The sequence below is a fragment of the Brevibacterium moorei genome (assembly GCF_024580735.1).
GTDB lineage: Bacteria > Actinomycetota > Actinomycetes > Actinomycetales > Brevibacteriaceae > Brevibacterium > Brevibacterium moorei.
Genome location: NZ_JANIJX010000004.1, coordinates 1 through 12,179 on the forward strand (window position 1 = coordinate 1; position 12,179 = coordinate 12,179).

Below are 12,179 nucleotides of genomic sequence, written 5' to 3' on the forward strand. Positions count from 1 at the left end.
CTCGGGCGTCGCACAGCCGAACATTGCGGCCTATGAGTCGGGGAGCCGACGGGCATCGCCACAGATGATCGAACGGCTGCGTCGCGCAGCCAAACCGTTGCCACATGAGGCGCTTGCCGCGCATGCCGCAGCACTTGAGAGCCTTGCCGGCAGATTCGGACTCAGCAATGTACGCGTGTTCGGATCGGCTTCCCGTGGTTCCGATCATCCGGGAAGCGACCTCGACCTATTGGTGACGCGTACCGGGGGCGTCGGCTTGCTCGGCCTTGCCTCATTCGCTGATGCGGCGAGCGAACTGCTCGGAGTCGAGGTCGATGTCGTCAGTGATGGTGGTCTTGCACCGGGCCACGAGATTCTCCGGACAGCGGTTGCCGTGTGATTGCGCGGGACGAGGCCGCTCTACGAGAGATTGTGCGTTTGTGCTCAGTCGGTGAAGCGCTGGCGGCGCGCGGCCATGATTGGTACGTCGGCGACGCGGAGAATGTCCCGGGTCTGGCCTCGGAGTCGGTGATCATCAAGATCGGTGAGAATGTGGCACGATTGAGCGCCGGGCTCGTGGAGGAGCATCCGCAGGTGCCCTGGTCGCCGATCAAGCGAATGCGAGATCGCCTCGCGCACCAATATGAGGAAACGGACTATGGGGCCGTCTGGGACACCCTCGTGGGTGATCTTCCGGTGATCAGGAACTACATCGTCACGGTGCTCGGGTCCTGACGGCAAGTGTTGCAGTGTGTCGGAACTTGGTCGAGTCCCGGTTCCCCGACGGCTCGGAACAGGGCGCTGCGGCGGGGCGATTCTGCACTGGGATCAGTGGCCGGGCCGACTGGATTCGGCCCGGCCCGCCACCCGACCGACTACGGGAACCGGCCCGCAGGCGATCGGGTGAAGGCGGACAAGAACGCTCCCCTTCCGCAAGCTCCCGGGCCGGGTGCTTTCCCGGCCCGGCTCCGGCGATATCAGGAGACCATAACAACGCGCCCGACGACGGTGCGCTCGGCCAGGCCCTGGAGGGTGTCGTTGACGGTCTGAGCTTCCAACGGTGCCTCGGTGATCGGCAGTTTCGGCAGCTCGGTGGAGTTGGCCAGATCCACCAGGGCGCGCAACTGGGGGAGGCTGCCGACGAAGTTGCCCTCGATCTTGAGCTGGTTGAGAGCCATCACCGTGGTGGGGAACGCCAACTGACCGCCGAACAGGCCGACGCTGACGAGCTTCCCGCCGATTCCCATAGCGCCCAGCGCCAGACTGGAGGTAGCGCCGTTGTTGACGAAGTCGATCGCCCCGGCCAACTTGCCGCCCCCGGCCGTCACGAGGTCGGTCACGGGGTCTGCGCCGGTGGTGAGCACCGTCGCGGTCGCGCCGGCCTTCCGTGCGTTCTCCAGTGAGGCCTCGTTGACGTCGGCGGCGACGATGTTCTTGTGTCCGCGTGCCGCCAGCAGGGCCACCGCGCTCAGTCCGACGCCGCCGGTGCCGACGACCGCGATCGGCCGGTCGACCTCCTCCGTCAGCACTTTGGAAACCGCAGCGTAGCCCGTCACACCCGAGCAGGCCAGTGTCGCGGCCCATGCCGGGTCCAGGTCACCCACCGGGATGAGGTAGCGCGAGTCCGGGACCCAGACCTCGCGGGCGAAACCGCCCTTGAGCGCGATCGAGAGGTTTCGCTTGGCCCCGATGCAGTAGTTCTCGTTGTCGTCGCGGCAGGGCTGGCACTCACCGCAGCCGATCCAGGGGTACACGATGTATTTCGTGTCTCCTGGCTCCACGCCGGCTTCGGGTCCGGCAGCTACGACCTCGCCGACGATCTCATGGCCGAGCACGAATGGATATTCGGCACCTGCGTCGGTGACGGGCATCTGGCCCGCGTCCCCTAAGTCGAAATAGCCTTCTGCGCAGTGGACGTCGGAGTGGCAGATACCCGAATGGGTTATCTTGACGAGGACCGACGCCCCCGTGAGCTCTGGCGTTGCGATTTCGATTTCCTCGGCGGGGGCGCCCGGCTCCGCGATTCCGAATACCTGCATGTGATCCTCCTTGATCGTGCACTGCATGGTTCGATGGTCCGCGCGCCGCAACCATGGTGGTATTGCGGGCTCGGCAAATTGCCGGCACGGATAAACAGCAGGCTATATCTCCTTTTAATCTGGACGCAAGCAGTGGCCCGGTATTGCCTGCAGGACTGGACGCGCATGTCGCCGGGGACATACGCGCAGACCTTATGTCATCCCGGCACCGGGTGAACATACTGGCGCTGCACTACGGCCTGGTCTACAACCCGGGGGAGGAGTGTGGACGGACCAAACACGATGAGTGGATACGCACCAGGGCCTAGCGTCGTGCCAGCCGTGCGATGACGGTGCGCGCTGCGATCATGACCACCACGGCACCGGCAACATAGGCCCACATCACCGGCGGAATCGCCGCGGAGTTGAAGAATGTCTGCAACACGGGAACATAGACGATCGCGATCATGATGAGGACGGCCAGACCAATCGCCAGCCAGAATATCCGATTGCTCAACTGGTAGCGCGTGAACACCCCGTGGGCGCTGCGCCGCTGGACGATCGCCGCCAGTTGGGCGCACAACACGGTCACATAGGTCACCGTTGCGGCCGCCTGCGCATCCTGTCCGGCCGCTGAACCTGCTGCCATGATTGGAATCCCCAGTGCGCGCCAGGCCAGCAGATATCCGCCGATCGCCAGGCATCCCATGACCAATCCGGACAGAGCCAGATCCAGCAGGGTCCAGCGGTTGAGAATGTGAGCGGACGGATCGCGGGGTTTCTCCTTGAGCGTCTCGTCTTCTTCGGGATCGGAGCCCAACGCTGCGATCGGCAGGATCTCGCCCAGCACGTCGATGGCCAGCAACAGCGTCACCGGGATGGGCAGAGGCACACCGAGGATGGCCAACAATGCCAGACCGACGCCATTGACGACGAACTCGGCCACGTTGGACGTCAGACACGACAGCACACCCTTGCGGATATTCGCGTAGATGCGCCGACCCTGCCGCACGGCGCCCACCAAGGATGAGAACGAATCGTCCAGCAGCACGATCTGGGCGGCGTCCTTGGCGACATCCGTCCCGCCCTTGCCCATCGCCACGCCGATGTCGGCTGCGCGTAGCGCTGGAGCATCGTTGATGCCGTCTCCGGTCACCGCCACGACGTGGCCCGCATTGCGCAGGAGGGTGACGATGCGCATCTTGTCTTCGGGATTCACCCTGCTGAACACGGTGCCGCCGGATTCGGCAGCCGTCAGTACCTCGGCGTCGGACATGGAGTGCAATCGATGGTCGGTGACGGTGCGCGGGACTCCGGTGCCGCTGAGGTGAGCCTGTTGGGCGATGGCAGCAGCGGTCAGCGCGGTGTCGCCGGTAATGACGTTGACCGCGATCCCCGCGCCGTGGGTGACGTCCATCGCCGCTGGGATGTCCTCGTGGAGGGGATCGATCATGGAGACCAAGCCCAACAGGGTCAGGTCACTTTCGATCGCCTCGGCGTCGCCACCGACTTCGCCCCGGTCCAGGGAACGGATCGCAAAAGCCAGATTGCGCAGGCCGCGGCCGGCCCGTTCGTCGACTTCGTGGAGGAACTGCGAGCGGTCGGCGGCGGTGATGTCGCGCACTGTGCCTGCGGGGCCGTCGACCAGAATGCGGGTACAGCGCTCCAGCACGGATGCCGGAGCGCCCTTGACATAGGCCACCGGCGAACCGTCCACGTCGCGCACGGACGTCATGCGCTTGCGCTCGGAGTCGAACGGCAGGTCCCGCAGTTGTTCGGTCGAGGCGCGCAGCTGTTGCGGATCGAGCCCGGCCTTCTCCGCCAGCGGGATCAGGCAGCCTTCGGTGGGATCGCCCAGCACATAGCGGTCCGGATGGTCATCGTCGGGTGGCAGGACCTCGGCGGTGGAGGCGAACACCCCGGTTGCGAGGAAGGCACCCAGGCCTTCGGCGAGGTCGACGGTGTGCCCGTGCTCGATGGCGGTAAGTGTGGCCCCCGTGTCGCCGCGGCGCAGAGCCCCATCCGCGCTGTATCCGGTACCGGTCACCTGGACGGTGACACCGCCGATCACAGCCTGGGTCACCGTCATCTGGTTCTTGGTCAGCGTACCGGTCTTGTCGGTGCAGATGACGCTGGTGCACCCGAGTGTCTCGACGGAGTTGAGCCGCTTGACCAGGACATTCTGCCTGGCCAGGACGGCCGAGGCCCCCGCCAGTGCCGTGCTCACCTCGGCCGGGAGCCCCTGTGGGATAAGGGCGGCGGCCAGACCAACGGCGAACAGCAGCGCATTGAGGAATGGCAGTGCCGTGGCCAGCGCTACCGCGAGGAGCACCGCGGTGATGCAGATAACGCCGATGCCCACCGTCTTCGTGATGGCCGCCATTTCCCTTTGCAGGGGACCCGGGCGTTCGCGCACGCCCGATGACAGGTCCGCGATCTTGCCCAGTTCCGTATCCGCAGCGGTTGCCGTGACGATGCCGGTGCCCTCGCCGGCCGCCACCAGTGTGCCGGCGAAGGCCATGGACTGGCGCTCGGCCAGTGGGGCCTCGGCGTGTGCGGGGTCCGTTGATTTCCTTGAGGACCCTGATTCGCCGGTGAGCGCGAATTCGCTGGTCGAAAGGCCGTCGACGCGGATGAGCCGGATGTCGGCGGGGATGGAATCGCCTTCCTGGACTTCGACGACATCGCCGACGACCAGGTCCGGTGTTGCGATCGTCTGGGTTTTGCCGTCGCGGACCACAGCGGTGCTGGGGTGAACCAGGCGCTGGAGGCTTTCCATGGTGCGTTGGGCGCGCAGCTCTTGGACGAATCCGATACCGGCGTTGGCCAGCACCAGTAGGACGAACACGATGGCCGTGGACAGCTCACCGGCGAACCCGACCACCACCGCGCTGATCAAGAGCATGATGACGACCATGTCGCGGAACTGTGCGAGCAGGATGGTGGGCCAGCCGCGCTGCTTTCCCGTCGCGATGCGATTGGGGCCGTCGGCGGCCAGGCGGCGTGCGGCCTCGTCGGAGGTGAGGCCGTTCGGGCCGGAGCCCAGATCACTCAGAACGGCTGTGGTGTCCTGTTGGTAGGCGGTAGAAGTAGTGGGGGTGCTCACGCGGCCAATCGTACTCCCGGCATGGCAAGCGCGGATTCACATCGTGTGCGGGAATATCCTCGCACGATGTGAATCCGCGCTTGCAATGGTGCTGGGCCGCATGCACGAGTGCCGGCCCGTCGACAGCAGAGGCTCAGCGGGCCCGGCTGTGGGAGCCACGGGACGAACGCTGCCCTCCGGCGCGCTGTCCGCTGCCACCTCGGCCCGAGCCGCCGCGGCTACCGGATCCCGCCGGGGCCCCGGTCTCGCTGGAGTACTTGAGTGCGCTGCCCGAACCACGGCGGGAACCGCCTCGGCTGCCGGAGGCATGACGGTTGCCAGAGCCGCTGCGGCTGCCGGAACCGCCCCGGCGGCCGGACGCATCGCCGGCTCCGCCTCGGGCCGAACCCCGCCTGTCATTGCGGCCGGCGCCGCCGCGTCCGCCGCCCGCGGTACCGCCCTGCTGACGACCCGAGGGCTTCCCGGACTGCTTGCGCGGCTGCTGCTTGGGCTGTGGCTCCGCCGGTTCCACATAGGGCGCAGTCTCTCCCACCAGGTCGGCGACCTGTTTGGACTCCGCCGTGACCCTGACGGGCTTGACCTTGACCTTGGCCTTGCGCAGCAACTGCTGGGTGTCATCGCGCTGCTCGGGCAGCATGACCGTGACGACGTCGCCCGAACTGCCGGCACGCGCGGTGCGCCCCGAGCGGTGCAGGTACGCCTTGTGTTCCGCCGGCGGGTCCACATGGACGACCAGTTCGATATCGTCCACGTGCACACCGCGTGCCGCGACGTCAGTGGCGACCAGGACCCGGACCGAGCCCTCGCTGAACGCCGCCAGATGCTTATCGCGCTGCGGCTGGGACAGGTCCCCGTGCAGATCCACGGCGGGCACGCCGCGCTTGGTCAGCTGCTTGGCCAGTCGCTTGGCCTGATGCTTGGTGCGGGTGAAGAGGATCCTGCGTCCCATGCCGGAGGCCAGGGCCCGGACCAGGTCGTTCTTATCCTCACGGTCGACCTCGAACACGTGGTGGGTCATCGCCGGCACGTGGGAATCGGGGGTGTCCACCGAATGCAGGACCGGGTCGTGCAGGAACTTCTTGACCAGCTTGTCGATTCCGTTGTCCAAGGTGGCGGAGAAAAACATCCGCTGGCCCTGGGCCGGGGTCTTCTTCAAAAGCCGGGTGACGGCGGGCAAGAAGCCCAAGTCCGCCATATGGTCGGCCTCGTCCAAGACGGTGACCTCGATGTCGTCCAGGGTCAGGACGTCCTGCTGGAGCAGATCCTCCAAACGCCCTGGGCAGGCCACGATGATGTCGACACCACGGTTGAGGGCGACAATCTGGCGGTGCGGTTTGACACCGCCGAAGATGGTGGTGGTGCGCATGCCGTAGGCCCCCGCCAGGGGGTTGATGACGGCATCGATCTGGGTGGCCAGTTCGCGGGTCGGCGCGAGGATGAGGCCGCGCGGGCGCTTGGCCAGATTGCGATTGCCGTCCTCGGCGGCCAGCTCGGCGACCATGGGAATGGAGAAGGCCAGGGTCTTGCCCGACCCGGTCTTGCCCCTGCCCAGGACGTTACGGCCGGACAGGGTGTCGGGCAGGGTGTCCTGCTGGATGGGGAAGGCCTGAGTCTTCCCATTGTTCCCGAGGACCTTGACCAGGGGAGTGGGAACTCCCAGTTCGGCGAAGGTGACGGGCGCAGTGGAGTTCGGTGAGGTAGCTATGGTGGAGCCTTTCTTCACGCCAGGGAGCCACACGGACGTGTGTTGTGCAGGGTGTGCACGCTGCCTGGTAAGGGGCGGGAGCACCGCTCGGTACTCTCGGTCGCCGCAAGGAAGGTGCTTCAGAATTGCAGTCGCGCACTGTGTCATCCGCACGGTGCCGAAGGCACCGGCTCCATGACGCAGGTCGATCCGCATGATGAGGCGTTCATACGACGCAGGGAACTCGAATTCGAGTGCCCAAGATCTACCACTCTACTCTTGTTCACCCCGAGTCGCCGAATGCACGGTTTCCGAATGTGTCACTTTGTTAGAGTCGCCAGATGGATACCGACCCACAAACACGCGTGGACACGGCCCAGGCAGCCGAACCCGTGGCGCGGCCCAACGATCCCAGCCTGCGTCCGCTGCGGACCGAGGACGCCGCCGACGTGGCCGCGGCTTTCGCCTCCAACCCGGATATGGCCAGGCAGGGCGAGGTGACGAACGCGGAAGAGGCGCTTCTTTACATCGAACGGTTGGTCGATCCGGCCCGGGCGCATCATCCCTGGGCGATCGTGGATCAGCACGGGGTGTTGGGACAGGTCTGCGTCGACGTCGATGCGCTCAACCGCAACGGTTGGTTCTGGTACTGGATGACCGACCGGTCCCGAGGCCGGGGGTGGGCTAAGCGGCTGCGGCCACGGTGGCCGATTGGGCACTGCAGGAGCTGGGACTTGAAAGACTGGAATTAGGCCACAGGGTCAACAATCCGGCGTCCGGAGCCGTCGCCCGGGCCGCCGGATTCGTCTATGAGGGGACCGAGCGGGGCAAGTTCCTGATAGACGGCCATCGAATCGACGTCCTCACATACGGTCGATTGCAGACGGACCCGGCACCGTGCTATTCGCCGCTCCGGTTCATCGAATGAACTGGGGCCGGTTGTAGCGCGTGTGCGCCGACGAACGACGCACCGCCAACGTGTCGTCAGGCCCAGTTCTCACCGATCTCATCGTGGAGCTGCTGGGTCTTGCGTACCTGTAGGAAACCGCGTTCGATCCTGGACTCGATCCCGACATCCTGGGCGATGGCGATGATGGCATCGCGCTGTTCCACATGGTCATCGGCATCGCCGCCGTCCCACAGCTCCAGCCACTGGTCAGTGGGATCGTCGCTGCCGGCGTCGGCCCAGACCGAGCAGATCAGGTCGAGTTCGTCCTGGGTCATGGGGCGGGTGGGAGCCGCATACATGGGAATCTCCTCAGGTCGGTGTGGTCGGACTGCGGCTATCCCAAGAAAGTGTATCCGCGTCCCGGCCACCACGACCTGAACGCGCGGTTCCCCGGCCTGCTCGTACTCATCGGGCACGATGATGAGGACTCCGCCCACAGTTGCGGTGGTAGTCTCCGCTGCATGTCGAGAATGCACGATGAAGTCTCCGCCCGGCGTCCCGACTGGACGCCGTACCCCGAAGACCTCTAACGGGCCCGGTCCTGGATGGACGCCGATGCGTTCTCTGCCTGGACGGACGGACAGCTGGGCTAATCGCCGTGGGGCCGGCGGCGGTTCTGCTTGACCTCGGAGCGGCGTTTCTTGGCCGCCAGCCTGCGCCGCTTCGAACCCCTGGTCGGTTTGGTCGCACGCCGCACCACCGGCGGGATGAGAGCCTGCCGGATCAGGTCGGCCAGGCGCGCGCGGGCAACCGTTCGGTTCTGCCGCTGCGCCCGCTGATCCTGCACCTCGACGGTCAGAACGGTCCCGGCCAGGCGGGTCGACAGCCGGGTCATGACGCGGGCCCGCTGCTCATCGTCGAGCGCCGAGGTCGTCGCCAGGTCGAGGCTCAGCTGGACCCGTGAATCGGCGGTATTGACACCCTGTCCGCCGGGTCCGGACGAATGAGTGAAACGTTCGAGCAGCTCGGCAGCGGGCACCACCAGACCGGCGGGGGCGCCCGGCCCAGGCAGAATCCTCAAGTCCTCAGCCACAGGTAACCCGGTTCTGATCGTCTACCGTGGCCTCCGGCTGCGTGCCTGCCAGACCGTCTGTGTCGCCCCGCTCCACTGGTCCTAACCGCACATCACCCATAGGCAGAATGCTAATGGCATGGAATACTTGGACTCCACTATCCACTGCACGATGCCACGGTGGCGTAGGGCCGGTGTGGCCGAGGAGGAGCCATGACACGCTCGCTTGCAACCTATATCGCATTGCCTGGGACCACCGCGCAGGCAATGGAACACTGGCACGAGGTCTTCGGCGGTGAGCTGATGATCCTGCGCTACGGTGACACCTCACTCGAGGGAATGCCCTTCGAACCCGATCCCCAGGCCGTCGCCCATGCGACCCTGGACCTGCCGGGCGGCAGCATCGCCGGCGGCGACGCAATGGACACCGAGGGGGACTATCCGGTCCGGGACACCGCGTATTCGCTGCTGTACACGACCGACACCCCGGATGAGGCCCGGGAACTGATCGGCAAACTCGTCGCCGGGGGCGGGCAGGAGGGGATGGCATTCGAGCAGGCACCCTGGGGCGGCTGGTACGGACAGGTGTTCGACCGCTTCGGAGTCATGTGGGCCTTCTCCTGCGAATGACGGTGCGGGCGGATGCGGCCGTCCGGCCGGTTTGGAGTCGTATCGGGCCGCCAGACGTGTCCGACTCACGGCGTAGGGTGAATGGGGTACACCCATCAGCGAGAGCCGGGAGGCGAAGATGACAGACGAAAAGCGCGTGGTGATCCTGGGCGGACACGGCAAGGTCGCCCTACTGGCCGCACCCAGGCTGGTCTCGGCCGGGTACCGGGTCGACTCCGTGATCCGCAATCCGGCCCAGGCCACAGACGTGGAGGCAGCAGGCGGGAATCCCGTGGTGCTCGATATCGAAAACGCCTCGGTCGATCAGCTGGCCGAACTGTTCGCCGGGGCCGCGGCGATCGTGTTCTCCGCCGGTGCGGGCGGCGGTAGCCCGGCCCGCACGGAGGCCGTGGACCATGTGGCGGCCGTCCGGGCAATGGACGCGGCAGCTCAAGCGGGAGTCGAGCGATTCGTCATCGTGTCCTATGCGACGGTGGGCATCGATCTGGACCGGGTCGATCCGGCGGACTCCTTCTATCCGTACGTCGTGGCCAAGCACGCGGCGGACGCCCACCTGCGGGACACGGACCTGGACTACACGATCCTGGGGCCCGGCCTACTCACTCTGAGCCCGGCCACCGGATCGGTGACCATCGCGGACGCCAACGGCGATATCGCCGGGCGCAAGCCCACCCGCGAGGAGTCCGTGACGTCTCGCGATACCGTCGCCGCGGTTATCGCCCATGTGATCGCCACCGGCTCCGGTTCCAGGGCGACTGTCAACTTCTATGAGGGATCGACCCCGATCGCCGAGGCCATCGGCTGAGTCCTCGGCGGCCCCGTCCCCGGAGCAGGGTCCACGCCCGGTCCCGGAGCGGGTCCCCGGGGCTCCCGGTGGGGGAGCGCCGGGTCACCGCCACTGATCCATCGCGCCCCAGAACTCGTCGCGCAGTTCGTACCTGGCCCAGAACGGCACATCGTAGACGCCACTGGCATTGGCCAGGTCGTTGAGCAGCAGGCGGTCGAGTTCCGGGGGCACGGTGGGCTTGTCGTGCATGAGCTGGCGCACCTCGGTCTCGGTCGCGGTGTCCAACCAGACCTTGGCGGTCAGCCGGGCGACCTCCTGGATCTGCTCGAGCGGAATGGACCCGTGACCGCCGTGCTCGATCACACCACCGTCGGAGGAATACGCCAGCACGGAGGTCGGCGCCATCTGCGCGGCCTGTGCCGCCTTCGCCTGGGCCTGTGCCTGCCGTTCGGCGATCATCGCGGGGGTGGGCCGTTTGGCCAGGTCCTTGGGACTGGGCGATGACGGAGTCGAGCTGGTGGAATCGGGATCCAGCGCCGCCTCGAGTGCTTCGCCGGGTTCCTTATCGGCCAACCTGCGTTGGGCCCCCGTGGCGATCGTCTTCGGGTCGATCGTCAGCACGCCGTCGGACACCAGCGACAGGTTGTAGGCCACACCCAGGGCTCGTTCCACATTGTCCGGTTTGGGAATACCGATGACCTTGACCTGTAGACCCAGATCCTGAGCGTCCTCGACTGCCTCCGACAGGTCGTCGTCTCCCGATACGATATACGCGGTCTGCACCGTCCGATTGACGGCCATCGACACCAGATCAAGGCCCAGGCGCAGATCGACGCCCTTCTGCTCACCATAGGGGTTGATCCGCCCCATCCGCAGTTTCACACCCGGCAGCTGTCCGATGTGCTGCTGGTGATGGTCGGGGATCCCGTCCTTTGCACCGTCATACCATGTCACCCGCAGTAATTCGCCTCCGCAGTCGAAGTGCGCCTGCTCCACCAGCTTCTGAATCAAATACGATTCGTGGACCTTCACGGCCGCACGATTCGACGAACCGGTAATGTTCGTAGCCAACCCCGAGTAGAAATAACCTGCATCGACAAGAATCGCATATCTCATACTGTGATACTACGGGGCCAAGCTGGCAGCGGGGTGAAACGACCGGTTGCGGAACAGGGTTTCAGCCCTGCGCCGCACGGGTGTGCAGCCCGTCGAGTTCGCGCACCAGCCGGGACCTGCCCTCCTCATCGAAGAATCCGGTCCGCAGCTGTTCGTTCAACCCTCCGGGCGTTTCATGATCGCGCACGAGTTCGGCCATATCGCGGCTGGAATCCGACAGGGCCGGGGCCAATCCCGCGAAGGTAGCGCGGATGAAGGGCTCGGCCACCTGTGGGGGTACCCCCTGCTGAGCCGTCCAGACCGCCACCTGTCGGATGTACTCCAGGGCTCCGGTGACCGCCCCGGTGGCTGCGGAGAACACCGAGAGCTGGGCTTCATCGGCCACGACCAGGGCACCGCCGAGCAGATCGAACAGACCATTGGAGACAGGATGCTCGGGCCACACCACCGTCAGCCCTGCGCGGTGGGACACCGGTGGCATCGGAATCGCCCGGACCACCTCCACGCCACCGCCCGCGGCAGCCGCGACCTCGGCTGCCGAGACTCCGGCCAGCACACTGATGATGAGCGTGTCCGCACCGAAGTTCAGTTCGGCGATGGCCTCGTGCAGCTGGTCGGGCCGCACCGCCAGGACAATGGTTCCAGCGGCCTCGACGACCGCCTGGTTGTCGGCGGCCACGGACACCTGCGGATAGCGCTTGGCCAGCTCGGCCGAGGTCTCCCGCGACCTGGGGGAGAGTACGATCGCGGGCGCCCCCGGCCCTCCGGCCAGGCCCTCGACCATGGCCCGGGCGATCTCGCCCACGCCGATGAAGCCGATCGTGTCCCCGTCGCCCAGTGCCGTCTTCCGAGTCGTCATCCTGTCCTCCTGAGTCGTGTGTCCGATGTCGGGTTCCAG

At 66.2% G+C, this 12,179-nt stretch carries 12 protein-coding genes; 5 read left to right on the plus strand and 7 right to left on the minus strand.

The annotated features are described in order from the left end of the window. Together NQ034_RS03900 and NQ034_RS03905 are read left to right on the plus strand one after the other, a co-directional pair. Window positions 1-379, plus strand: a 379-nt coding sequence (locus NQ034_RS03900; RefSeq protein WP_257047134.1) for a nucleotidyltransferase family protein, incomplete at its 5' end; no start/stop codon positions are given. Next, entirely contained in the window at window positions 376-714 is a 339-nt protein-coding gene (locus tag NQ034_RS03905) for a HepT-like ribonuclease domain-containing protein (RefSeq protein ID WP_257047135.1), read from the plus strand. The genes NQ034_RS03900 and NQ034_RS03905, both read left to right, overlap by 4 nt. A 242-nt stretch (window positions 715-956) precedes the next feature. Here NQ034_RS03905 and NQ034_RS03910 read toward each other — a convergent pair whose 3' ends face one another. The 3 genes from NQ034_RS03910 to NQ034_RS03920 form a co-directional block, all read right to left on the minus strand. Beyond that, window positions 957-2,018, minus strand: coding sequence for an alcohol dehydrogenase (locus NQ034_RS03910; protein ID WP_257047136.1), 1,062 nt, complete (start codon window positions 2,016-2,018; stop codon window positions 957-959). A 304-nt stretch (window positions 2,019-2,322) separates the two neighbouring features. Beyond that, window positions 2,323-5,103 carry a cation-translocating P-type ATPase gene (locus tag NQ034_RS03915; RefSeq protein WP_257047137.1) on the minus strand — a complete coding sequence of 927 codons (2,781 nt, stop codon included), beginning with the start codon at window positions 5,101-5,103 and terminating at the stop codon, window positions 2,323-2,325. Window positions 5,104-5,236: 133 nt separating this feature from the next. Continuing rightward, window positions 5,237-6,826, minus strand: coding sequence for a DEAD/DEAH box helicase (locus NQ034_RS03920; RefSeq protein WP_257047138.1), 1,590 nt, complete (start codon window positions 6,824-6,826; stop codon window positions 5,237-5,239). Window positions 6,827-7,128: 302 nt separating this feature from the next. On the opposite strand from NQ034_RS03920, the gene NQ034_RS03925 reads away from it, so the two are divergent. Continuing rightward, complete coding sequence (locus NQ034_RS03925) at window positions 7,129-7,539, plus strand: GNAT family N-acetyltransferase (RefSeq protein ID WP_257047139.1); 411 nt, start codon at window positions 7,129-7,131, stop codon at window positions 7,537-7,539. A gap of 232 nt (window positions 7,540-7,771) precedes the next feature. On the opposite strand, the gene NQ034_RS03930 is transcribed toward NQ034_RS03925, so the two are convergent. Together NQ034_RS03930 and arfB are read right to left on the minus strand one after the other, a co-directional pair. Continuing rightward, window positions 7,772-8,035, minus strand: coding sequence for a hypothetical protein (locus tag NQ034_RS03930; RefSeq protein WP_257047140.1), 264 nt, complete (start codon window positions 8,033-8,035; stop codon window positions 7,772-7,774). A 290-nt stretch (window positions 8,036-8,325) separates the two neighbouring features. Continuing rightward, on the minus strand, window positions 8,326-8,757 hold the full coding sequence (gene arfB, locus NQ034_RS03935; RefSeq protein WP_257047141.1) for an alternative ribosome rescue aminoacyl-tRNA hydrolase ArfB: 432 nt from the start codon (window positions 8,755-8,757) through the stop codon (window positions 8,326-8,328). Window positions 8,758-8,961: 204 nt separating this feature from the next. Between arfB and NQ034_RS03940 the strand changes: the two genes are divergently transcribed. Together NQ034_RS03940 and NQ034_RS03945 are read left to right on the plus strand one after the other, a co-directional pair. Beyond that, window positions 8,962-9,378: a VOC family protein gene (locus tag NQ034_RS03940; protein WP_257047142.1), complete on the plus strand. Its 417-nt coding sequence runs from the start codon at window positions 8,962-8,964 to the stop codon at window positions 9,376-9,378. A 118-nt stretch (window positions 9,379-9,496) separates the two neighbouring features. After that, complete coding sequence (locus NQ034_RS03945) at window positions 9,497-10,183, plus strand: NAD(P)H-binding protein (protein WP_257047143.1); 687 nt, start codon at window positions 9,497-9,499, stop codon at window positions 10,181-10,183. Between the two features lie 84 nt (window positions 10,184-10,267). On the opposite strand, the gene NQ034_RS03950 is transcribed toward NQ034_RS03945, so the two are convergent. Both NQ034_RS03950 and NQ034_RS03955 read right to left on the minus strand, forming a co-directional pair. Beyond that, window positions 10,268-11,281, minus strand: a complete 1,014-nt coding sequence (locus NQ034_RS03950; RefSeq protein ID WP_257047144.1) for an NYN domain-containing protein — start codon at window positions 11,279-11,281, stop codon at window positions 10,268-10,270. A gap of 61 nt (window positions 11,282-11,342) precedes the next feature. After that, window positions 11,343-12,140: an NAD(P)-binding domain-containing protein gene (locus NQ034_RS03955; RefSeq protein ID WP_257047145.1), complete on the minus strand. Its 798-nt coding sequence runs from the start codon at window positions 12,138-12,140 to the stop codon at window positions 11,343-11,345. Between the last annotated feature and the right edge of the window lie 39 nt (window positions 12,141-12,179).

What these genes read in the sequence shown, in the direction of transcription:
- NQ034_RS03910 (WP_257047136.1), bottom strand. Translation starts at nt 2,018, where the DNA reads ATGCAGGTATTCGGAATCGCGGAGCCGGGCGCCCCCGCCGAGGAAATC.
- NQ034_RS03925 (WP_257047139.1), top strand. Translation starts at nt 7,129, where the DNA reads ATGGATACCGACCCACAAACACGCGTGGACACGGCCCAGGCAGCCGAA.
- NQ034_RS03930 (WP_257047140.1), bottom strand. Translation starts at nt 8,035, where the DNA reads ATGTATGCGGCTCCCACCCGCCCCATGACCCAGGACGAACTCGACCTG.
- NQ034_RS03940 (WP_257047142.1), top strand. Translation starts at nt 8,962, where the DNA reads ATGACACGCTCGCTTGCAACCTATATCGCATTGCCTGGGACCACCGCG.
- NQ034_RS03945 (WP_257047143.1), top strand. Translation starts at nt 9,497, where the DNA reads ATGACAGACGAAAAGCGCGTGGTGATCCTGGGCGGACACGGCAAGGTC.
- NQ034_RS03950 (WP_257047144.1), bottom strand. Translation starts at nt 11,281, where the DNA reads ATGAGATATGCGATTCTTGTCGATGCAGGTTATTTCTACTCGGGGTTG.
- NQ034_RS03955 (WP_257047145.1), bottom strand. Translation starts at nt 12,140, where the DNA reads ATGACGACTCGGAAGACGGCACTGGGCGACGGGGACACGATCGGCTTC.